Source organism: Herbaspirillum sp. LeCh32-8 (genome assembly GCF_017814915.1).
Lineage (GTDB): Bacteria > Pseudomonadota > Gammaproteobacteria > Burkholderiales > Burkholderiaceae_D > Herbaspirillum.
In genome coordinates this window covers 197,423-218,294 of the sequence record NZ_JAGIPZ010000006.1, presented here as the reverse complement: position 1 = coordinate 218,294, position 20,872 = coordinate 197,423, and the positions used below count along the sequence as shown (strand labels likewise).

Here is a 20,872-nt window from a genome sequence, read left to right as displayed (position 1 = left end):
GGACGCGGCACACTCGGCTTTTCCAGAGAAACAAGACATTCCAACCGATTTTTTTGTGGTTACAGACCAAAATAGTGCACGAAACGGCAAATGGCACGAAATTGGTGCGATATTGATTTTTCGTTATTTCCTTTTGACAATATTGTCTCGATATCGGCAAACACATTTGGTGCGCAGCGGGCTGCCCACCGGTCGAATCACCAAGTCGGCACATTGCCGGCCGACAGGTTTCCAACATCATTACGGCAGCGTCAACGGCACATAGTCGCGAATCCGCGGTCTGACCCAAACCCGGCCGGGAGTTTATGGATGGCCGGGAAACGGCTAAACTTGACGCAACTGCAACCTGCCCAGGAGATCCGACATGGACAAGCCCCAATTCTTTGAAGACCTGCAATCCAAAATCAACCAGGCAATCGAAAACTCTCCGGCCAAGGACATCGAAAAGAACGTCAAGGCCATGCTGAGCCAGGGCTTCGCCAAGCTGGACCTGGTCACGCGCGAGGAATTCGACGTCCAGGCCCAGGTGCTGGCCAAGACCCGCGCCCGCCTGGAAGCGCTGGAAGCGCGTGTGGCCGAGCTTGAGGCTCAGCAAAAACAAACTCAATGACGCCGGACGCCGATCCCACACACCCTACCCCGCCTCACCCCTCCCATTGTTCTGACGCAGCACCGGGCTCATCACCATGAGCCTGGCCGTGCTGCGCAGCCGCGCTCTGGCCGGCATGGCCGCCCCGCCGGTTACGGTGGAAGTTCACCTGGCCAACGGCCTGCCCTCCTTCACCATCGTCGGCCTGCCCGAAGCCGAGGTGAAGGAGGCCAAGGACCGCGTACGGGCGGCCTTGCAAAACGCCCGCTTCGAATTCCCCGCCAGAAGAATTACGGTCAACCTGGCGCCGGCTGACCTGCCCAAGGAATCCGGCCGCTTCGACCTGCCCATCGCGCTGGGCATCCTGGCGGCATCCGAGCAAATGCCGGGCGACCAGCTGGACGATTACGAATTCGCCGGCGAGCTCTCGCTCTCGGGCCAACTGCGCGCTGTGCGCGGCGCGCTGGCGATGACCTACGCCATGCATCGCGCCGGCCACGACGAAGGCCGCAAGCGCGCCTTCATCCTGCCCGCCGCCAACGCCGACGAGGCCGCGCTGGTGACCGACGCCGCCATCCTGCCGGCGGCGTCATTGCTGGATGTCTGCGCCCATTTCGCCGCGCGCGATGCCGACGGCCGCCTGCAGCGGCACCGGGTGAGCACCGCCAACGCCATCGCGGCCTACCCCGACTTCAGCGACATCAAGGGACAGCTGCAGGCGCGGCGCGCCATGGAGGTTGCCGCGGCGGGCAATCACAGCATCTTGCTGGTCGGCCCGCCCGGCGCCGGCAAGTCGATGCTGGCTACGCGCTTTCCCGGCATCCTGCCGCCCATGACCGACGAGCAGGCGCTGGAATCTGCGGCGGTGCGCTCGCTGTCTGGCGGCTTTGACGCCGCGCGCTGGAAGCAGCGGCCGTACCGCGCACCGCACCACACCGCCTCGGCGGTCGCGCTGGTCGGCGGCGGCGGCACCCCGCGCCCGGGCGAGATCTCGCTGGCGCATCATGGGGTGCTATTTTTGGATGAGCTCCCTGAATATCAGCGCGCAGTGCTGGAAGTCCTGCGCGAGCCGCTGGAGTCCGGCCACATCACCATCTCGCGCGCGGCGCGCCAGGCAGACTTCCCGGCCCGCTTCCAGCTGGTGGCGGCGATGAACCCATGTCCGTGCGGCTTCCATGGCCATACCAGCGGCAAATGCCGCTGCACGCCGGACCTCGTGCGGCGCTACCAGGATCGCATCTCCGGCCCGCTGCTGGACCGCATCGACATGCAGATGCCGGTCGCGTCGCTCGCGCCATCCGAGCTGGCCGACCAGGCCGCAGGCGAGACGACGGCGGCCATCGCCGCACGGGTCGCAGCCGCCTTTGAGCATCAGCAGCAACGCCAGAACAAGGCCAACAGCCAGTTGGCCGGCGCGGAAATTGATCGCTTTTGCAGTCCGGACGCGGCCGGCGCGCAACTGCTGCAGACCGCGATCACGCGGCTGAACTGGTCGGCGCGCTCCTACCACCGCGTACTGAAAGTCGCGCGCACCATCGCCGACCTTGCCGGCCAAGCGCAGGTCGACCGTTCCCACGTGGCCGAGGCGATCCAGTATCGCCGGGCGTTCCAGGGACAGTAAAAGAAGGGGAAACCGGCGACCTGGCATGGCCGCCGGCCAGGGAGAGAGTTCGCTCAGCGCGCAGGCAGGATGCGACGCGCGAACGCAAACAGGATCAGCAGGAAAGCCGCCAGGCCCAGCCACTGCCCGATGTTCTCAAGCCCGGAAGACACCAGCGCCAGCGGTGAATCCTTGCCGGTAAAGCCGATGACGGCCGCCAGCAGCACGCCGACCAGGCTCTCGCCGACGATCAGGCCGGAGGCCACCAGGATGCCGCGTTGACGCGGCTTCTCGGCATAGGCGTCGAGGTCTTTTCCGGCGGCGTGGGCGCGACGGCGCAGCGCGCGGTCAATCAGCCAGCCCAACATGGCGCCGAAGAACAGCGCCATGCTCACCACCGGCGGCAGATAGATGCCGATCCCCACCGCCAGCACCGGCAGGCGCGCCACGCCGCCGCGCTTTTCCAGCAGCCAGTCGATAAAAATCAGCACGATGCCCAGGCCCATGCCGATCACCAGCATGGTCCAGTTCAGCTCGCGGGTGAAGATGCCGGTGGCGATTGCCGTCATCAGCGTGGCTTGCGGCGCGGCCAGCGCGGCGCCGGCGTCCATGCCCTCGCGCGGCAGCGCGCCGGTGAAGCCGTAGGCGGTGTAGAGCAGGTTCAGCACCGGCGGAATGACCAGCGCGCCGACCACGCAACCCACCAGCAGCGCCACCTGCTGGCGCCAGGGCGTGGCGCCGACCAGCTGGCCGGTCTTCAGATCCTGCAGGTTGTCGTTGGCGATGGCGGCCACGGCGATGATGGCGGCCGTCACGAACAGGGCGATGGCGATGGCCAGCTTGCTGCCCTGCGGCGTGGCCAGCAGCGGATCGACCGCGCCCGAGGCCAGCAGCAGCAACGACACCAGGATCACCGCGACGATGCCGATGCCCGAGATCGGGCTGGAGGACGAGCCGATCAGGCCGGCCATGTAGCCGCAGGCCGCCGCCACCAGGAAGCCGAAGATGAAGGCGAAGGCCACCGCGTAGACGATCAGGCCGATGAACAGTCCCTGCGACACCGGCGCGTCCGACAGGAAGGAGGCGAACACCACCGCCAGCAGCGCGATCATGGCCAGGCTGATGGCGATGATCCAGCCGGGCGGCATGTCGCGGTCGTTCTGCTCGCCGCTGCCCTGTTGGCGGCGCGAGAAGGTCGACAGCGATGCCTTGACGCCGTCAAGCATGGGCTTGAACAGCGTGGCCAGTGTCCACACCGCCGCCACGCCGATCATGCCGGCGCCCATGAAGCGCACCTGGCTGCTCCAGATGCCGTTGGCGAAGGCCGAGACGGCGGTGCCGGCGTCGCGCGGCGTTACTGCGGTCAGGTAGGGCACGGCGACGCCCCAGGCAATCACCAGGCCGATCAGGATTGCGATGCCGGAGACGATGCCGATCATGTAGCCGGCGCCGACCAGCGCCAGCGAAAAGCCGATCGGCAGCCGCAATACCGAGGCGCCGGCGGAGAACCACAGGTTCATGTTCTCGGCGAAGATCTTGAAGCCGCTGGCCACCAGGCTGAAGGCGGCCGACAGCGCGCCGCCGAACAGGATATCGCGCAGGCCGCGGCGGGTTTCCTCGCCGCCGTCGGCGTCGGCGCTGCCCACGCGCAGGATTTCGGCTGCCGCCACGCCTTCCGGATAGGGCAGCTCGCCCTGCACCACCATCACGCGCCGCAGCGGGATCGAGAACATCACGCCCAGCATGCCGCCGGCGGCGCAGATGCCCAGCGTCTCCAGGAAGGGAAAGCCGTGCCAGTGGCCCATCATCACCAGCCCGGGCAGGATGAAGATGATGGACGACAGCGTGCCCGCGGCCGAGGCCTGGGTCTGCACCATGTTGTTTTCGAGGATGTTGGCGCCGCTGAACATGCGCAGCACCGCCATCGAGATCACGGCGGCGGGAATGGCTGAGGAGAAGGTCAGCCCGACCTTCAGGCCGAGGTAGACGTTGGATGCCGTGAAGACCACCGTAATCAGCGCGCCCAGCACCATGCCGCGCAGGGTCAGTTCGGGCAGGCCGGCTTGATTGTTATGCATGTCGCGGTCCTTTTTCCTTTGAATTATTGAATGCGATCTTATACCGCAAGAATGCGGGCGCCACTGTCAGACAAAATCCGATTTTTCGCTGGAAGCGGCGCCGCGGCGGGAGGGCATGCTTTTGCTATGATTTGACTCCCGGCGCCCCCGCCGTCAACCGAGTCTTCCATGCGCCGATCCGATTTTCCGTCCCAGCTCTTGCGTCTTGCCGCCGCCCTGTCCTGGCTGGCGCTGTTGGTCTTGCCGCCGGCCCATTCACAAACGCCAAGCGGCAAGGACCTGAGCTTCAATCCCTACGCCGCCGACGTGCGGCGCGCGATCGCGCCCGCGCCGGGCGAGGCCGCGCCACGACTCACTGAGGGCGCCGGCAAGGAAAGCCCCGCCTGCCGCCAGCTACGCATGCGCATGGAACGGCTGCGCGAAGCGCCGCCGCAGGCTGAGCTTCCGGCCGCCGGCTATGCCGGGGCGCGCCGGCCGACCGCCGGCCCGCAGCCGGGCGCGCCATCCTCCGACCTGCAAAGCTTGGAACTGCGCTACCAGAACGAATGCCGATGATGCGCTCCCGCCGCCTGCCGCTGGCCACTGCCGCGCTGCTCGTCACCCTGGCGCTGGGCGCCTGCTCGCCCACCTATAACTGGCGCGAAAGCAGCGACAACGGCGCGCATTTCGTGGTGCTGCTGCCGGGCAAACCGGCCAGCGTGACCCGCAGCGTCGACCTCAACGGCCCCAAGGTCGACATGAACATGACCGCCGCCGAGGTCGACGGCAGCACCTTCGCCGTGGGCACGGCCGAACTGGGCGACGCGGCCGCCGCCGGCAAGGCGATCGACGCCATGGCCACGGCCCTGCTCAACAACATCGGCGGCAAGCCGGACGCGGCGACGGTGCTGCCGGGCAAGACCGACGGCTACGCCCGCGTCATCGACATCGACGCCCGCGGCGTCGTGCGCGGCCGCCCGCAGCGGCTGGTGGCGCGGCTGGCGGCGCGCGACCGGCGGGTCTACCAGATCCTGATCCTGGGCGAGGACAAGGCCGTCACGGATGAGATTGTTGAAACCTTTTTCGCCTCTTTCAAACCAACATAGGCGGGGATATGACCGCGCACCGGCCGGGTGACAAAGGCCTGCGGCGCGGAGTATTCTAAGGACCGATGCCCGCAGAAGTGCGGATGCAGTCTGCAGCGCATTTCCCGATGACCCGGCGCCAAACCGGCCTCACCGACAAAAATCGTTATCAATCAAAGACCCTGAGGAAATATGCTGATCACATTCAAATCGAAAGCGGCCGCCGATGTGGTGATGTACGAGTCGCATGCCAAACCCATCCTGGACCTGCTGCACAAGGACGCCGGTCGCGGCGTGATCACCGCCGCCGAAGCCGGCGACGCGATCTCCCTGCTGGAGAAGCACATCACCGCCAGCAAGGCGCACGAAGCCGCCGACGCGCTGGAGCGCGACGTCAATGCGCACCACAATGCCAACACCGACGACCACAACCACGAGAAGATCGAGGCCGTCACCTTCTCGGCGCGCGCCTATCCGCTGCTGGACATGCTGCGCGAAGCCAAGAAGGGTAATTACGACGTGCTGTGGGGCGTGTAATTCCCTGCTGCTGATGCGGCGCCCCGGCGCTGCATGAAAAAACGGCTGACGCGATCATCCACGCGTCAGCCGTTTTGCATTTGGCCCGGCGAGTTCTTTATTTGGAAGCGCGCAGCTCGGTCAGGTAAAACAGCAGCGCCGCAAACGGGAAGGCGAAACCCAGCCAGGTGACGCCGCTCCAGCCGGCCTGCGCGTAGATCCAGCCGCCCAGCGCCGAGCCCAGCGCGCCGCCGGCAAAGAAGGTGGCCATGAACAGGCCGTTGAGGCGGCTGCGGATCTCGCCGCCCAGCGCATAGATGGCGCGCTGGCTCAGCACCAGGTTGGCGGCTACGGCGAAGTCCAGCAGGATCGCCACCAGCAGCAGCACCGCCAGCGAGAACTCGCGCCCGCCGTGCAGCAGGTGCGGCAGCAGGAAGGACAGCGACGCGCACAGCAGCGCAGCGCCCGTGGCCGGCCGGCTCCAGCCGCGATCGGCCATGCGGCCCGCCACCGGGGCGGCGATCACGCCGATCACGCCGGCGAAGGCGAACAGCGCGATGCCCTTTTGCGAAATGCCGAACTCGGGGCTGGCCAGCCACAGCGGCGAGGCAGTCCAGAACAGGCTGAAGGAGGCGAACAGCATGGCATGGTAGGCGGCGCGCCGGCGTAGCACCGGCGTGGTCTTGACCAGCGTCCACATCGACGCCAGCAGCGCCAGGTAATGCATGCCAGCCGGCGGGCGACGCGCCGGCAGGTAGCGCGACAGCACCGCGCTCAACGCCGCCACCACCACCGCCGACAGGCCGAAGATGGCGTGCCAGCCGAACAGGTCTGCCACCAGGCTGGCCAGCGGCCGCGCCAGCAGGATGCCCAGCAGGAGCCCGCTCATCACGTTGCCGACCGCGCGCCCGCGCGTCTCCGGACGCGAGAAGTGCGCCGCATACGGCACCAGCACCTGGGCGCCGACCGAAGACACGCCGATCAGCAGCACCGACACCAGCAGCTGGGTGGCGCTCTCGGCCAGCGCCGCGCCGACCAGCGCAATGCAGGTCACCACCAGGCCGGTCAGCACCAGGCGGCGGTTCTCGAACAAATCGCCCATGGGCACAATGAACAGCAGGCCCAGGCCGTAGCCGATCTGGGTCAGCGTCACGATCAGGCCGGCCGCGCCCAGCGAAATGCCGGTGGCGCGGCTGATCGGGCCGATCAGCGGCTGGGCGTAATAAAGATTGGCGACGATGATGCCGCAGGCCGCGGCCAGCAGCATCACCATCCAGCGGGGAATATCCTGTTGCAGGGTCGAGTCGGCCGTAGCGGCTTGCATGGTGGGTCCTGTGGCTTGGCGTGGGGTGGCGTCCGGGTGGCCCCGGCTCATGGAGGCAGCCACTTTAGCCGAACTCGCGAAATCCTGCCGGAGACGCCACGGGCGCGCCGACGGCTGTTAAACTGGCGTCCCGGCCGGCGGCTGCGGGTCGCGGTCGCGATCCGGGCGCCCAGCCCGCTTCTTGCAAGAATTGACGTGATCCAGATTTCCCTTATTTCCCCCTCGGCCAAGGCCGACTCGCTGGCCTACCAGCTGGCCTACGCCGCGCAGGCCGTCATCGCCGTGCGCGCCGGCACCGCCTTGCCGCAGGCGCTGACGCAGATCTTCGCGCGCAGCGACGCGCCGCCGCCGACGCGCGGCGCGATCCAGGACATCAGCTACCGCGCCATGCGCCGCCTGGGCCTGACCGACAGCCTGCTGGCGCTGTTGGCCAACAAGCCGCCCCAGCCCGAGGTGTTGCGCGGCCTGCTGGACTGCGCGCTGGCCCTGCTGGTCGACGAGGAAGACGCCGGCTACGACGGTTTCACCGTGGTCAACCAGGCGGTGGAAGCCGCCGCGATCAGCCCGGAGATGGCCTTCGCCAAGGGCGTGGTCAACGCCATCCTGCGCCGCTTCCTGCGCGAGCGCGCGGCGCTGATGCCGCAGGCCACCAAGACCCCGCCCGGCACCTGGAACTACCCGACCTGGTGGATCGATCGCCTGAAGGCGGCCTATCCGGACGATTGGCAGCGCATCCTATATGCGGGCAACCAGGCGCCGCCGCTGAGCTTGCGGGTGAACCGTCGTCGCAGCACGGTTGAACAATATCTCGCCACCCTGGCTGCGGCCGGCATGGCGGGCCGCCAGGTCGGCCCGGCCGCGGTGCGGCTGGACAAGCCGGTGCCGGTGCAGCAGATCCCGGGCTTCGCCGAAGGCGTAGTCTCGGTGCAGGACGCGGCGGCCCAGCTGGCCGCGCCGCTGCTGGACGTGGCCGACGGCATGCGCGTGCTGGACGCCTGCGCCGCCCCCGGCGGCAAGACCGGCCACCTGCTGGAGCTGGTCGACCTCCAGCTGCAGGCGCTGGATCACGACCGGCGCCGCCTGACCCGCATTGAAGAAAACCTGCAGCGCCTGCGCCTGGACGCCACCCTCGCCACCGGCGACGCCCGCGCGCGCGACTGGTGGGACGGCCAGCCGTTCGACCGCATCCTGGCCGACGTGCCCTGCACCGCCTCGGGCATCGTGCGCCGCCACCCCGATATCCGCTGGCTGCGCCGCAAGACCGACACCGCGCAGCTTGCAACACTTTCCGCGCAAATTTTGGACAACCTTTGGCAGATGCTGCGACCGGATGGTAAATTGCTGCTCGTAACATGCTCGCTGTGGCCACAGGAATCGGAACAGCAGGCAGTTGCCTTCGCGCAAAGAAATAACGCCACACGACTGCCAGCCCCAGGTCAACTGTTGCCCACTGCCAGTGCAGAAACCGACCACGATGGCCTGTTTTACGCGCTGTTCCAAAAAACTGGTGCATGAATTTGACGCAATCGGCCTTCTCCCCCTGCAGCTCGCCATCCGGCCCGCGCCCGGCCCGCAGCGGCGCTCATCCTCGTTCCGGCTCTCCCGCTTCTTCCCGCTTCATGTCGGCGTTGCGCCGGCTGCTGCTGGCGCTGATGCTGATGTGCAGCGGCGTGCTGCCGGCGCATGCGGCCGAGATCACCATCTCCCAGGCCTCGATAGAAGCCGGCGATGAAGGCTACCGCCTGTCGCTGGCGTATTCCTTCGAGCTCAACCGCGGGTTGGAGGACGCCCTCTCACGCGGCGTGCCGCTGTACTTCACGACCGAGGTGCAAATGACGCGCCGCCGCTGGTACTGGTTCGACGAGACCAGCGTGTCGGCCACGCGCACCGTGCGCCTATCCTATAACGTGCTGACCCGCCAATATCACACCGCCATCAGCGGCCAGCTGCAGCAGAGCTTCCCCAGCCTGGAAGACGCCATGGCGCTGATCCGCCGCCCGCCGCGCTGGATCATCGCCGACAACAATACCCTCAAGTCGGGTGACGCCTACAGCGTGGGCGTGCGCATGCGCCTGGACGTGGCGCAGCTGCCCAAGCCCTTCCAGGTCAACGCGCTCAACAACAGCGACTGGCGTCTGTCCTCCGACTGGATCGAATTCACCTACAAACCCGAATGAGCCGCACCTTACGCTATCTGCTGGTGGTCGGCGGGGGCGTCATCAGCATCCTGCTGTTCCTGCTGGCCTCGGCCTCCGAAAACTCCGCCCTCTTCGAGCAACACTATCCCTGGCTGCTGTTCCTGAACGGCCTGGCCGCCATCTCGCTGCTGGGCCTGGTGCTGCTGCTGCTCACGCGGCTGTACAAGCGCTACCGGCGCGGCAAGTTCGGCTCCAAATTGCTGGCGCGGCTGGTGCTGATGTTCGCCCTGATCGGCATTTTGCCGGGGGCGGTGATCTACCTGATGTCGGTGCAATTCGTGTCGCGCTCGATCGAGTCGTGGTTCGACGTACGCATGGAGGCGGCGCTGGAGTCGGGCCTGAACCTGGGCCGCAACGCGCTCGACTCGTCGCTGTCGGATCTTTCCTCGCGCGCGCGCAGCATGGCCCAGGAGCTCTCTGACATGAGCGACTCGGAGCAGGTGACCTACCTGTCGCGCCTGCGTGACCAGAACATGGAAATCACCATCGTCAACGGCAACAGCCAGGTGCTGTCGACCGTGGGCGGCAGCATCGGCTCCTTGACCCCGGTGCTGCCCAGCGGCCAGGCGCTGCGCCAGGCGCGCATCTCGCGCGGCTTCGCGGCGGTGGAGAGCGACGACAGCCGGCCGGCCGGCGGCGAATCGGACTCCGACGCCAACCTGCGGCTGCACGTGGTGGTGCAGATTCCCGGCGCCAGCCGCGGGCTGTCGCTGCAAAACGAGGTCCGTTACCTGCAGATCCTGCAGCCAGTGCCGGACTACCTGGCGACCAACGCCGAAACCCTGCGCCAGGCCTACAGCGAATACCAGCAGCGCTCGGTGTCGCGCTCGGGCCTGCGCAAGATCTACCTGGTGACGCTGACGCTGACCCTGCTGCTGGCCATCTTCGCCGCCATTGCCAGCGCCTTCCTGATCGCCAGCGACCTGGCCAAGCCGCTGCTGCTGCTGGCCGAAGGCACCAAGGCCGTGGCCGAAGGCAACCTGTCGCCGCGCCCGATCGTCAGCACCTCCGACGAGCTGGGCACGCTGACGCAGTCGTTCAATACCATGACGCGCCAGCTGCTGGAGGCGCGCACCTCGGTCGAGAAGAACCGCGCCGAGCTGGAGAACGCCAAGGCCTATCTGGAATCGGTGCTGGCCAACATGTCGGCCGGCGTGATGGTGCTGGACGACCAGTTCAACATCGTCAGCAGCAACGACTCGGTGCGCCGTATCCTGGGCTACGACTTCGGCGGCGACATCGGCACGCCGCTGCAAACCATCGAAGGCCAGGCGCTGTTCGCCCAGGCCATCATCCGCGCCTTTTCCGAGCAGCGCGCCCAGCAAAGCACCGAGTCGCCGCAGGACGCCTTGCACTGGCAGCGCCAAATCGAGTTGCCGCGCCAGCCCGGCGCGCAATTGCATCCGGATGACGACCAGGGCGGCAAACCCGATCACGACAAGATCACCCTGTTCGCGCGCGGCTCGCACCTGCCGGTGGAAAGCGGCGTGGGCTATGTGGTGGTGTTTGACGACATCAGCAACGTGATTTCGGCCCAGCGCTCGATCGCCTGGGGTGAGGTGGCGCGCCGACTGGCGCACGAGATCAAGAACCCGCTCACGCCCATCCAGCTCTCGGCCGAGCGCCTGCAGCACCGCCTGTCGGACAAGCTGATGCCGGCCGACGCCGCCATCCTCGACAAGGGCACCACTACCATCGTCAACCAGGTCACGGCCATGAAGCGCATGGTCGACGACTTCCGCGACTACGCCAAGACGCCGCCGGCCAAGCCGCTGGCGCTGGACCTGAACGCGCTGATCGAGGAAATCCTCAACCTCTACCTCGCCGGCGACGGCCGCGATGTGATCCATCCGCGCCTGGCCGCCAACATGGCCAAGGTGATGGGCGACGCCACCCAGATGCGCCAGGTCATCCATAACCTGCTGCAGAACGCCCAGGACGCGGTCGGCGACGACAACCCGGACGCGCCGCGCATCGACGTGCTGACCGAGCAGATCGAGATCGCCGGCGCCGACGGCGCGCGCCGGCCGGCGGTGCGCCTTTCCATCAGCGACAACGGCCCAGGGTTTTCACCCAAGATCCTGGCGCGCGCATTCGAGCCTTACGTCACATCCAAGGCGCGCGGCACAGGTCTCGGACTGGCAATGGTCAAGAAAATCGTCGAAGAACACGGTGGAAGAATCGATATCCAGAACCGTACCGACGGCAGAGGCGCAAAAATAGTAATTTTGCTGGTAAAGTTAGCACCTATTGAATAAGACTCAAGATTCAAGGCAGCACCCACTGGGGAAAATCGGCGGTTCATCGAAGCCTGTCTGATGCTCGGCGCATCAGGCAGCATCGGCCGGAACAAGACCGAGAACTTGGACAATGAACTAGCAACGAGGAACGCAGCACATGGCAAACATCCTGGTCGTCGATGACGAAATGGGTATCCGCGAATTGCTCTCAGAAATCCTGGGTGACGAGGGTCACGTCGTGGCCACCGCGGAAAATGCGCAGCAGGCCCGCGAGCTGCGCCAGGGCAGCGTGCCCGACCTGGTGCTGCTGGACATCTGGATGCCCGACACCGACGGCGTCACCCTGTTGAAGGAATGGCAGCGCGACGGCCTGCTCACCATGCCGGTGATCATGATGTCCGGCCACGCCACCATCGACACCGCCGTCGAAGCCACCCGCATCGGCGCGCTCAATTTCCTGGAAAAGCCGATCGCGCTGCAAAAGCTGTTGAAGGCCGTGCAGCAGGGCCTGTCGCACAGCCGCGAACCGGTGCGCCCGGCCAGCTATCGCCCGGCGGCGGTGACCGCGGTTGCCAACGGCGCCGCCGAAGGCCTGCACACGCCCGAACACGCCGCCCCCATCACCAGCTACGCGCCGGCGCTGGGCGGCGACACCCTGCACCACGGCACGCCGGCCGCCGCGCCCTATGGTCAGGTGGCCGACAACGCCGCCAACATCTCCTTCGACCTGCCCCTGCGCGAAGCGCGCGATGCCTTCGAGCGTGCCTATTTCGAGTACCACCTGGTGCGCGAGAACGGCAGCATGACGCGCGTGGCCGAGCGCACCGGCCTGGAACGCACCCACCTCTATCGCAAGCTCAAGCAGCTGGGCGTGGAGCCGGGCAAGCTGGCCAAGAAGAACCACTGAACGGCACGACGGCGCAGGCAGCGTCGTCCCGGACACCCGACAGGACCGCATTGCGGTCCTGTTTGCATTTGGGCGCGGCATTACGTGCGCACTGCTTCCCGTCCCACCTTTTCGGGGGTCAGAATTTTCCTGATGTTCTTTTGCGCGGCCCGGCCTCATGCTGGGATCCATGGCGGCTCAGTTTCCATCCTGACCATCGCAAGCACCCTCGTAGTTCTACGGTATCGCGCTCGGGCGCGGCTGCCGGGGCGTTCGGGGCATGCGCCGCAAGCGCTGTCGCGGCGTGCGTTTTGGGTGAGGTTTGCCGGATGGAAAAGCCATTAGCGCCATGGCAATGGATACGGGGCAATGAACTTCCGACCCGCCGCTTCATCTATTTTTGAAAGCGGGAAACCACGCCGCGGCAAAACAGAGTAAGAACAGGACAAAGGTGCAGGCGGGCTGCAAAAGTTTTCGTCCCATGCGCCGTAACCAGACTCAGGAGCGCGCATTTGTCATGCAACGGGGGGCTCCGTGAGGGTGCTGTAACGAGGGTGCAGACATGCACCAGGGCAAGCCGGGGGGCAAGCCCTTGAAATTCCCGGTGAAGACGCCACTTCCTTTTCGAAGCAGTATTCCAGCATAAGGAGTCACCATGAACCTGATCTACAACAGTGAACAGTACAGCGTCGTCGAGTTTGGTGCCGACAATGACCACGAAGCCCTGCGCTTCGGCGGTTACGAGATCATGGACAAGTCGGGCCAGCGGGAAATCTATATCGACGGACCCGCCGCAGAGTTGTTCCGCAAGGATGTGCAAGAGCTGATCGCCAGCGAGCCCACCATGGAAGACATCGACACCTTCCTGAGTCGCTACGACATGCTGATGCGCCATCCGATGACGCTGCACTGAGCGCAATCCGGGCAACCGGCAGCGCCGGCGGGAACGCCGTCCAAGGCCGCGCGGACACGCGCGGCTTTTTTTCCGCCCGCCGTTTTCAACAAGAGACGGTTTCATCAAGAAACATGATCGGGAAGAACCCGGAGGGAGCGGCCCGTTCGGGCGAATTGCTTGTGCTCTTGTTTCTTTATGAAGCCGTCTCTAAGATTGCGCTTTGCCGATTTGCCCACGCACTTGTGAACTCTTCCCCCATCAGCAGCGCCCAGACCGGCGTGCACGACCAACTGGCCGAACTGGTCGCGCGCCATGCCGCCCATCCGTTCAGAAAGCCCGTGACCGACTACAACCGGCGCGCCTTCGACGACAGCATGGCCGCCTGGCACGCCGCCGGCGCTGCGCCGCTGATCCTCGACACCGGCTGCGGCGTGGGCCTGTCGACGCTGAACCTGGCCGCGCAATATCCCGACCACTTCGTGATCGGCATCGACCAGTCGGCCGACCGCCTGGCGCGCAATACGCTGTGGCATGGCCCCGAGCCCGACAACCTGTGCTTCGTGCGCGCCGACCTGGTCGACTACTGGCGCCTGGCGCTGGAGGCCGGCCTGCGCCCGGCGCGCCACTACCTGCTCTACCCCAACCCCTGGCCCAAGATCGGCCACCTGGCGCGGCGCTGGCAGGGCCACGCCGTGTTTCCCGCCATCGTGGCGCTGGGCGGGCAGATCGAATGCCGCAGCAACTGGCGCATCTACGTCGAAGAATTCGCTGCCGCGCTGGCGCAGCTGAGCGGCATCGAGGTTGCCGCCGAGCCATACGCGACCGATGCCCCCATCACGCCGTTCGAGCGCAAGTACCTGGCCTCCGGCCACGCACTCTGGCGCTGTCGCGCCGACCTTGACGCAACGAGCGGGGCCACGCCGCACTGAGCGCCGAAGCGGTATCATCTCGTCTTTTCACCGCCCTCCTGCGCCGCCCCGGCATGCGCAGGCGAACGAGATGACAACCACAATCGCCACCGCCCCATGAACCTCGCCGTGATCGGCCTGGTGCTGGCCGCCGCCCTCCTGCACGCCTCCTGGAACGCCCTGCTCAAGAGCAGCGCCGACCGCCTCGCCTCGCTCTCGCTGATGACCATCGGCGCCGGCGTCGCCGCCATCCCGCTTATCGTGTGGCGCCCGCTGCCCGACCCGGCGAGCTGGTTCTGCATCTTCCTCTCCGGCGTGCTGCACACCGGCTACAACCTGTTCCTGATCCGCGCCTACAAGATCGGCGACTTCGGCCAGTCCTACCCGATCGCGCGCGGCTCCTCGCCGCTGCTGGTGGCGCTGGGCGCGGCGTTGTTCGCCGGCGAGCAGCTGGGCATCTACACGGTGATCGGCATCGCGCTGGTGTCGGCCGGCATCGTCAGCCTGGCCAACTTGCGCCAGCTGGACCGGCGCGAGAACCTAGCGGGCCCGGCCGCGGCCTTCACCACCGGCGCCTTCATCGCCGCCTATACTGTCACCGACGGCATCGGCGCGCGCCTGGCGGGCGATTCGATCTCCTACTCCGGCTGGCTGTTCGTGCTGGACAGCATCCCCCTGGCGTTGATCTACTGGCGCCGCCACGGCCGCATCCCGGTCGCGCTGAACGAACGCGAGACCTGGATCGGACTGGCCGGCGGCGTGATGTCGCTGCTGGCCTACGCTATCGTGATCTGGGCAGTGACATTGGCGCCCATGGGTATGGTGTCGGCGTTGCGCGAGACCTCGGTGCTGTTCGCGCTGATGATCGGCTGGCTCTTCCTGGGCGAAAAGCTTACGCCGCGGCGCGTGCTGTCCTGCCTGGTGATCGCGGCCGGCGCGGTGGTGCTGGGGATGCGGCACTGAGCCGGTTGGTCTTACGCTTGCACCCATCGCTTGCGCAGCTTTGCATTTGAACCCATCCCCACCCCAGCCCTCCCCTTGAAGGGGAGGGGGCATGTGAGCCGAGGCCAGGACCAGATCAGAGAGAGAACACTCCCTCCCCTTCAAGGGGAGGGCTGGGGTGGGGATGGGTCTGGTTGAATTGAAAACAGGTCTGAAGAGACTCCAGATTCCCTCCCCAAAAAACAAAACCCCGTGTTCGAAAACACGGGGTTCATCACCAGGCTGACGGCGACGATCTCTCATCGTCGTTTTCTCGGCACCGTGTCAGATCTCCACCTTGGTCCCCAGCTCCACCACCCGGTTGGCCGGGATGTTGAAGAAGTCCGAAGGCTTGGCGCCGTTCTGGTACATCCAGGCGAACAGACGCTCACGCCACAGCGACATGCCCAACAGCTTGCTCGGCACCACGGTGTCGCGCGCCAGGAAGAAGGAGGTGTCCATCAGGTCGAAATGGTGGCCGAACTGCTGCTCGGTCAGCGCCATCACCTTGTTCACTTCCGGCGTTTCCTTGAAGCCGAAGGAGGCGCGCAGCAGGTAGACGTTGCCGCCCAGGTCCTTCATGGTCAGGCGCTCGCTGTCGGCCACGTAAGGCACGTCCCAGATACTGATCTTCAGGAAGAACACGCGCTCGTGCAGGATGCGGTTGTGCTTCAGGTTGTGCAGCAGCGCCACCGGCACGGTGGCGATGTTGCCGGTCATGAAGACCGCAGTGCCGCCCACGCGATGCGGCGGGTGCGCCAGCAGGCCTTCGACGAAGGGCTCGATGGGGATGCCGTCATCCTTGATGCGCATGCGCAGCAGCATGCGGCCGGAGTACCACGTCATCAGCAGGAAGAAGGCGGCGCCGCCGATGACCAGCGGGAACCAGCCGCCCTCGGTCAGCTTCAACAGGTTGGCGGCGAAGAAGGCGATGTCCACCGTCAGGAAGCAGCCGATCGCCACCACCACCGCGGGCATGCGCCACTTCCAGATATGGCGCATCACCACCCCCAGCAGCATGGTAGTGATCACCATCGTGGTCGTCACCGCCACGCCGTAGGCCGCGGCCAGGTTGTCGGATTTCTTGAAGGCCAGCACCACCGCCACCACCACCACCAGCAACATCCAGTTGATCAGAGGGATATAGATCTGGCCCTGCTCATCCTCGGAGGTGTGCAGGATGCGCATGCGCGGCACGAAACCCAGCAGGATGGCCTGGCTGGTCAGCGAGAAGGCGCCCGAGATCACCGCCTGCGAGGCGATCACGGTGGCGCAGGTCGACAGCAGCACCATGGGCAGCACCAGCGCGTCGGGCACCATCAGGTAGAACGGGTTCTTGATCGCCTCGGGGTTGGCAATCAGGTTGGCGCCCTGGCCGAAGTAGTTGATCAGCAGCGCCGGCATGACGGTGAACACCCACGCATAGCGAATCGGCTTGATGCCGAAGTGGCCCATGTCGGCGTACAGCGCTTCGGCGCCGGTCAGCACCAGCACCACCGAGCCCAGCACGATGAAGGCCTGCAACGAGTGATCGGCCATGAAGCGCACGGCGTAGTAGGGATTGATCGCCACCAGCACTTCCGGCGCCTTGGTGATGTTGTACAGGCCCAGCAGCGCCAGCGACAGGAACCAGGCGAACATCACCGGCCCGAAGAACTTGCCCACCACGCTGGTGCCGTGGCGCTGGATCAGGAACAGCACCACCACGATGACGATGGTCAGCGGAATCACGATGTGCGCGGTCTGCGGGGCGGCAATCTCCAGCCCTTCCACGGCCGACAGCACCGAGATGGCCGGCGTGATCACCACGTCGCCGTAGAACATGCAGGCACCGAACACGCCCAGCATCATCAACAGCTTGGCCCGCGGCGAGCCGGAAACGGCTGAACGCAGCGACAACGCCATCAGGGCCAGCACGCCGCCTTCGCCGTTATTGTCGGCGCGCAGCACGAACAGCACGTACTTGATGGTCACCACGATCGTGATGGCCCAGAACAGCATGGAAATGATGCCCAGCACCGCGTCGGGAGAAAAGGCGATGCCGTGATCCGGACTGAAGCACTCCTTGAGCGCGTACAACGGGCTGGTGCCGATGTCGCCGAACACCACGCCAAGGGCGGCCAGGGTGATCAGGTGCAGCTTCTGCGAACGGAAGGAAAGATTTGGACTGGTGTGAGACGAACTCATCTGGCTCCCTTTGCTTCTTCAAATTGTTGCCGCCGGGCGCGCAAGCCTTGCACGGATGATGTCATGGGCATCCCCCGCGGCAGGAGGCGTACTTTATCTCACTCTACCTGCGGTGCGCTGAAAATGCCCGCGCCGTTGCGTCGCCGCCTCTGTCTGCCGCCGCAAAACTTGACAGCGCGGCAATGGCGCAGTTCCGAAACCGGGGATCCCGCCGGCGGCGGCGAACGCAACGCCGGCGATCGGCGCCCCGCCCCCGAGCCTTGCGCCAGCCTCGCATGCAGCGCCTGGCATCCACAACCGGCGCGGCTTTGCGGCCTATACCGCCACCTCATATGGATATGCGGTAATCGAGTTTTTCTTTCTTCCTGCCGCTTTATATACTCCCAACGAATAAAGAGCCGCAGATTTTCAGCAAGACGGTTCTAAAGCCAATCTCGCCGGTCACGCCGGCTTCCCCACTGAACGGAACGCAAACCTATGAAACCAGCTCGCCCCGCGCCGGGACGTCTCCGGCGTCTCCTATCCAAGACCCTGGCGCTGTCGCTGCTGACAGCGCCCCTGGCCGTGCCGCTGGCGGCGCACGCCGAAGGCCAGCTGCGCATCGCCGAGCAGTTCGGCATCGTCTACCTGCTGCTCAATGTGGCGCAGGATCAGCAACTGATCGAAAAGCACGGCAAGGCCGCCGGCGTCGACATCAAGGTCGAGTGGCTCAAGCTCTCCGGCGGCTCGGCGGTCAACGACGCGCTGCTGTCGGGCTCGGTGGACATCGCCGGCGCCGGCGTAGGGCCGCTCTTGACCATCTGGGACCGCACCCATGGCCGCCAGAACGTGCGCGGCGTAGCCTCGCTGGGCAACTTCCCCTACTACCTGGTGAGCAACAACCCCAACGTGAAGAGCATCGCCGACTTCACCGACAAAGACCGCATCGCCCTGCCGGCGGTGGGCGTGTCGGTGCAGTCGCGCGTGCTGCAGTACGCCTCGGCCAAGCTGTGGGGCGACGCCCAGTACAACCGGCTCGACAAGATCAGCATCGCCGTGCCGCACCCGGACGCCACCGCCGCCATCATCAGCGGCGGCACCGAGATCACCGGCCACTTCGGCAACCCGCCGTTCCAGGAGCAAGAGCTGGCCGGCAATCCCAAGGCCCATATCGTGCTGAACTCCTACCAGGTGCTGGGCGGCCCGTCCTCGGCCACGGTGCTGTACGCCACCGAGAAATTCCGCCGCGACAATCCCAAGACCTACGGCGCCTTCGTCGGCGCGCTGGATGAGGCGGCCAAATTCATCTCGGCCAACCCCGAGAAGGCGGCCGACATCTATCTCAAGGTTAACAAGGGCAACACCGACCGCAAGCTGCTGCTGCAGATCATCAAGAACCCCGAGGTGCAATTCAAGATCGGCCCGCAGAACACCTATGGCCTGGCCGAATTCATGCACCGCGTCGGCGCCATCAAGAACAAGCCCGCCTCGGTGAAGGATTACTTCTTCGACGACGCCCACATCAACGGAGGCAGCTGATATGCCGTTCGCACGCAAGCTCATCCCGGCGCTGGCCGCCGGCCTCATCGCGCTGGGCCTGGCGTCTGCCGCGCGGGCGGAAGGCCAGATCCGTATCGCCCAGCAGTTCGGCATCGGTTACCTGATCCTGGACGTAGTGCAGGACCAGAAGCTGATCGAGAAATACGGCAAGCAGGAAGGCGTGGATATCAAGGTCGAGTGGACCAGCCTGTCCGGCGCCACCGGCATGAACGAGGCGCTCCTGGCCGGCGCGCTGGACGTGGTCTCGGCCGGCGCGCCGCCGGCGCTGGTACTGTGGGATCGCACGCGCGGCCGCCAGAACGTCAAGGCGATCGCCTCGTTGGGCTCGATGCCGAACTACCTGCTGTCCAATAATCCGAACGTGAAGACGATCAAGGACTTCTCTGACCGCGACCGCATCGCCGTGCCAGCCGCCGGCGTCGGCTTCCAGTCGCGCACGCTGCAGATCGAGACCGCCAGGCTGTATGGCAAGGCTGATTACAAGCGCTTCGACGCCATCACCGTCAGCCTCTCGCACCCCGACGCCACCGCCGCGCTGATCGCCGGCGGCTCGGAGATCAATGCGCACTTCTCCAGCCCGCCGTTCCAGTACCAGGCGCTGGAAAACAAGAACGTGCACAAGGTGATCAGCTCCTACGACATCCTCGGCGGCCCGGCCACCTTCAACTTCCTGTACACCACGCAGAAATTCCACGACGACAATCCCAAGACCTACCGCGCCTTCTACAACGCGCTGGTGGAAGCGGCCGATTTCATCCGCCACAACAAGGCCAAGGCGGCCGACACCTTCATTCGCGTGCAAAAGTCCAAGCTGTCGCCGGAGTTCGTGCGCAAGATCGTGGAGGATCCGGAAATCAATTTCACCGTCTCGCCCGAACGCAGCTTTGTCTACGCCGAAAAACTGCATGAGATCGGCGTGCTGAAAAATCGCGCGTCGTCGTGGAAAGACTACTTCTTCGAGGAAGCGTATGCACAACCCGGCAGCTGAGACCGCGCAGGTGTCGGCCGCGGCAGCCGGCGCGAGCCTGACGCCGCTGCTGCAGGTCGACCGCGTCAGCCTGCAGTACCGCACCGCCACCGCCGTAGTGCAGGCCACACATGAGGTCAGCTTCGACGTCCATCCGGCCGACCGCTTCGTGCTGCTGGGGCCGTCGGGTTGCGGCAAGTCCAGCCTGCTGAAGTCGGTGGCGGGCTTCCTGCCGCCGGCCGCCGGCGAGATCCGGCTGGACGGTCAGTCAGTGCGCAACCCGGGGCCGGACCGCATCGTGGTGTTCCAGGAGTTCGACCAGCTGCCGCCGTGGAAGACGGTGTTGCAGAACGTGATGTTCCCGCTGCTGGCCTCGAAGACGCTGGGCAAGAAGGAAGCCGCCGAACGCGCCCGCCATTACCTCGACAAGGTCGGCCTGGCGCGCTTTGCCGATGCCTATCCGCACACCCTCTCGGGCGGCATGAAGGCGCGCGTGGCGATCGCCCGTGCGCTGGCGATGCAGCCCAAGATGCTATTGATGGATGAGCCCTTCGCCGCGCTCGACGCGCTCACCCGCCGCAAGATGCAGGAAGAATTATTGACGCTGTGGGATGAGGTGCGCTTCACGCTGCTGTTCGTCACCCACTCGATCGAAGAGGCGCTGGTGGTGGGCAACCGCATCCTGTTGCTGTCGCCGCATCCGGGCCGGGTGCGGGCCGAGATCAACAGCCACCAGTACGACCTTTCCAGCCTGGGCGGCGCCGGTTTCCAGCAGACCGCGCAACGCATTCACCGGCTGCTGTTCGACGAAGGCGGCGCCCCGGCGGCTGCCGTCGAGCAACCGATCAACTTCGGCGATGTGCGCTTCTCCTACTGAGCGCGTCGCCACTGGAATTTGCC

General features: G+C 65.8%; 18 protein-coding genes. 15 read left to right on the top strand and 3 right to left on the bottom strand.

The window, feature by feature from the left end; translation table 11 throughout:
- Positions 1 to 364 precede the first annotated feature (364 nt).
- Both J8I26_RS13155 and J8I26_RS13150 read left to right on the top strand, forming a co-directional pair.
- Positions 365 to 610, top strand: coding sequence for an accessory factor UbiK family protein (locus J8I26_RS13155; RefSeq protein ID WP_209607558.1), 246 nt, complete (start codon positions 365 to 367; stop codon positions 608 to 610).
- A gap of 76 nt (positions 611 to 686) precedes the next feature.
- Positions 687 to 2,210, top strand: coding sequence for a YifB family Mg chelatase-like AAA ATPase (locus J8I26_RS13150; protein ID WP_209607557.1), 1,524 nt, complete (start codon positions 687 to 689; stop codon positions 2,208 to 2,210).
- A 53-nt stretch (positions 2,211 to 2,263) separates the two neighbouring features.
- Here J8I26_RS13150 and J8I26_RS13145 read toward each other — a convergent pair whose 3' ends face one another.
- A complete protein-coding gene (locus J8I26_RS13145) occupies positions 2,264 to 4,267 on the bottom strand; it encodes an oligopeptide transporter, OPT family (RefSeq protein WP_209607556.1) in 2,004 nt (667 codons plus the stop codon).
- A 168-nt stretch (positions 4,268 to 4,435) separates the two neighbouring features.
- Between J8I26_RS13145 and J8I26_RS13140 the strand changes: the two genes are divergently transcribed.
- From J8I26_RS13140 to J8I26_RS13130, 3 genes are all read left to right on the top strand, one after another.
- Positions 4,436 to 4,822 (top strand): hypothetical protein, encoded by a 387-nt coding sequence (locus J8I26_RS13140; protein WP_209607555.1) that lies wholly within the window; start codon positions 4,436 to 4,438, stop codon positions 4,820 to 4,822.
- Positions 4,822 to 5,352, top strand: a complete 531-nt coding sequence (locus tag J8I26_RS13135; protein WP_209607649.1) for a hypothetical protein — start codon at positions 4,822 to 4,824, stop codon at positions 5,350 to 5,352. The genes J8I26_RS13140 and J8I26_RS13135 overlap by 1 nt, the downstream gene beginning before the upstream one ends.
- Positions 5,353 to 5,523: 171 nt before the next feature.
- A complete protein-coding gene (locus tag J8I26_RS13130; protein ID WP_209607554.1) occupies positions 5,524 to 5,868 on the top strand; it encodes a DUF1840 domain-containing protein in 345 nt (114 codons plus the stop codon).
- Between the two features lie 97 nt (positions 5,869 to 5,965).
- Here J8I26_RS13130 and J8I26_RS13125 read toward each other — a convergent pair whose 3' ends face one another.
- Positions 5,966 to 7,171, bottom strand: a complete 1,206-nt coding sequence (locus J8I26_RS13125) for an MFS transporter (RefSeq protein WP_245200308.1) — start codon at positions 7,169 to 7,171, stop codon at positions 5,966 to 5,968.
- Positions 7,172 to 7,366: 195 nt separating this feature from the next.
- Here J8I26_RS13125 and rsmB point away from each other — a divergent pair, with 195 nt between their 5' ends.
- The 7 genes from rsmB to J8I26_RS13090 all read left to right on the top strand — a co-directional run bounded on the left by rsmB (position 7,367) and on the right by J8I26_RS13090 (position 15,261).
- Positions 7,367 to 8,686 carry a 16S rRNA (cytosine(967)-C(5))-methyltransferase RsmB gene (rsmB, locus tag J8I26_RS13120; RefSeq protein WP_209607553.1) on the top strand — a complete coding sequence of 440 codons (1,320 nt, stop codon included), beginning with the start codon at positions 7,367 to 7,369 and terminating at the stop codon, positions 8,684 to 8,686.
- Positions 8,687 to 8,823: 137 nt separating this feature from the next.
- Complete coding sequence (locus J8I26_RS13115; RefSeq protein ID WP_245200317.1) at positions 8,824 to 9,348, top strand: DUF4390 domain-containing protein; 525 nt, start codon at positions 8,824 to 8,826, stop codon at positions 9,346 to 9,348.
- Positions 9,345 to 11,627 (top strand): ATP-binding protein, encoded by a 2,283-nt coding sequence (locus tag J8I26_RS13110; protein WP_209607551.1) that lies wholly within the window; start codon positions 9,345 to 9,347, stop codon positions 11,625 to 11,627. The genes J8I26_RS13115 and J8I26_RS13110 overlap by 4 nt, the downstream gene beginning before the upstream one ends.
- 139 nt (positions 11,628 to 11,766) lie before the next feature.
- Positions 11,767 to 12,516 (top strand): response regulator, encoded by a 750-nt coding sequence (locus J8I26_RS13105; RefSeq protein ID WP_209607550.1) that lies wholly within the window; start codon positions 11,767 to 11,769, stop codon positions 12,514 to 12,516.
- A 634-nt stretch (positions 12,517 to 13,150) separates the two neighbouring features.
- Positions 13,151 to 13,408, top strand: a complete 258-nt coding sequence (locus J8I26_RS13100; RefSeq protein WP_209607549.1) for a DUF3567 domain-containing protein — start codon at positions 13,151 to 13,153, stop codon at positions 13,406 to 13,408.
- 224 nt (positions 13,409 to 13,632) lie between these two features.
- Positions 13,633 to 14,319, top strand: a complete 687-nt coding sequence (locus J8I26_RS13095) for a methyltransferase domain-containing protein (protein WP_209607548.1) — start codon at positions 13,633 to 13,635, stop codon at positions 14,317 to 14,319.
- Positions 14,320 to 14,415: 96 nt separating this feature from the next.
- Positions 14,416 to 15,261, top strand: coding sequence for a DMT family transporter (locus tag J8I26_RS13090; protein WP_209607547.1), 846 nt, complete (start codon positions 14,416 to 14,418; stop codon positions 15,259 to 15,261).
- Positions 15,262 to 15,564: 303 nt separating this feature from the next.
- On the opposite strand, the gene J8I26_RS13085 is transcribed toward J8I26_RS13090, so the two are convergent.
- Positions 15,565 to 17,466: a potassium transporter Kup gene (locus tag J8I26_RS13085; RefSeq protein WP_209607546.1), complete on the bottom strand. Its 1,902-nt coding sequence runs from the start codon at positions 17,464 to 17,466 to the stop codon at positions 15,565 to 15,567.
- Between the two features lie 477 nt (positions 17,467 to 17,943).
- On the opposite strand from J8I26_RS13085, the gene J8I26_RS13080 reads away from it, so the two are divergent.
- Genes J8I26_RS13080 through J8I26_RS13070 form a run of 3 tightly spaced genes read left to right on the top strand, consistent with a single transcriptional unit; the run spans position 17,944 to position 20,849 of the window.
- Entirely contained in the window at positions 17,944 to 18,984 is a 1,041-nt protein-coding gene (locus J8I26_RS13080; RefSeq protein ID WP_209607545.1) for an ABC transporter substrate-binding protein, read from the top strand.
- A gap of 1 nt (position 18,985) precedes the next feature.
- Positions 18,986 to 19,993, top strand: coding sequence for an ABC transporter substrate-binding protein (locus J8I26_RS13075; protein ID WP_209607544.1), 1,008 nt, complete (start codon positions 18,986 to 18,988; stop codon positions 19,991 to 19,993).
- Entirely contained in the window at positions 19,974 to 20,849 is an 876-nt protein-coding gene (locus J8I26_RS13070; RefSeq protein WP_209607543.1) for an ABC transporter ATP-binding protein, read from the top strand. Before J8I26_RS13075 ends, J8I26_RS13070 begins: the two co-directional genes overlap by 20 nt.
- The last annotated feature ends 23 nt before the right edge of the window (positions 20,850 to 20,872 follow it).

Coding starts and splice junctions, on each gene's coding strand:
- J8I26_RS13155 (WP_209607558.1), top strand. CDS start 365: ATGGACAAGCCCCAATTCTTTGAAGACCTGCAATCCAAAATCAACCAG.
- J8I26_RS13150 (WP_209607557.1), top strand. CDS start 687: ATGAGCCTGGCCGTGCTGCGCAGCCGCGCTCTGGCCGGCATGGCCGCC.
- J8I26_RS13145 (WP_209607556.1), bottom strand. CDS start 4,267: ATGCATAACAATCAAGCCGGCCTGCCCGAACTGACCCTGCGCGGCATG.
- J8I26_RS13140 (WP_209607555.1), top strand. CDS start 4,436: ATGCGCCGATCCGATTTTCCGTCCCAGCTCTTGCGTCTTGCCGCCGCC.
- J8I26_RS13135 (WP_209607649.1), top strand. CDS start 4,822: ATGCGCTCCCGCCGCCTGCCGCTGGCCACTGCCGCGCTGCTCGTCACC.
- J8I26_RS13130 (WP_209607554.1), top strand. CDS start 5,524: ATGCTGATCACATTCAAATCGAAAGCGGCCGCCGATGTGGTGATGTAC.
- J8I26_RS13125 (WP_245200308.1), bottom strand. CDS start 7,171: ATGCAAGCCGCTACGGCCGACTCGACCCTGCAACAGGATATTCCCCGC.
- J8I26_RS13115 (WP_245200317.1), top strand. CDS start 8,824: ATGCTGATGTGCAGCGGCGTGCTGCCGGCGCATGCGGCCGAGATCACC.
- J8I26_RS13110 (WP_209607551.1), top strand. CDS start 9,345: ATGAGCCGCACCTTACGCTATCTGCTGGTGGTCGGCGGGGGCGTCATC.
- J8I26_RS13105 (WP_209607550.1), top strand. CDS start 11,767: ATGGCAAACATCCTGGTCGTCGATGACGAAATGGGTATCCGCGAATTG.
- J8I26_RS13100 (WP_209607549.1), top strand. CDS start 13,151: ATGAACCTGATCTACAACAGTGAACAGTACAGCGTCGTCGAGTTTGGT.
- J8I26_RS13090 (WP_209607547.1), top strand. CDS start 14,416: ATGAACCTCGCCGTGATCGGCCTGGTGCTGGCCGCCGCCCTCCTGCAC.
- J8I26_RS13085 (WP_209607546.1), bottom strand. CDS start 17,466: ATGAGTTCGTCTCACACCAGTCCAAATCTTTCCTTCCGTTCGCAGAAG.
- J8I26_RS13080 (WP_209607545.1), top strand. CDS start 17,944: ATGAAACCAGCTCGCCCCGCGCCGGGACGTCTCCGGCGTCTCCTATCC.
- J8I26_RS13075 (WP_209607544.1), top strand. CDS start 18,986: ATGCCGTTCGCACGCAAGCTCATCCCGGCGCTGGCCGCCGGCCTCATC.
- J8I26_RS13070 (WP_209607543.1), top strand. CDS start 19,974: ATGCACAACCCGGCAGCTGAGACCGCGCAGGTGTCGGCCGCGGCAGCC.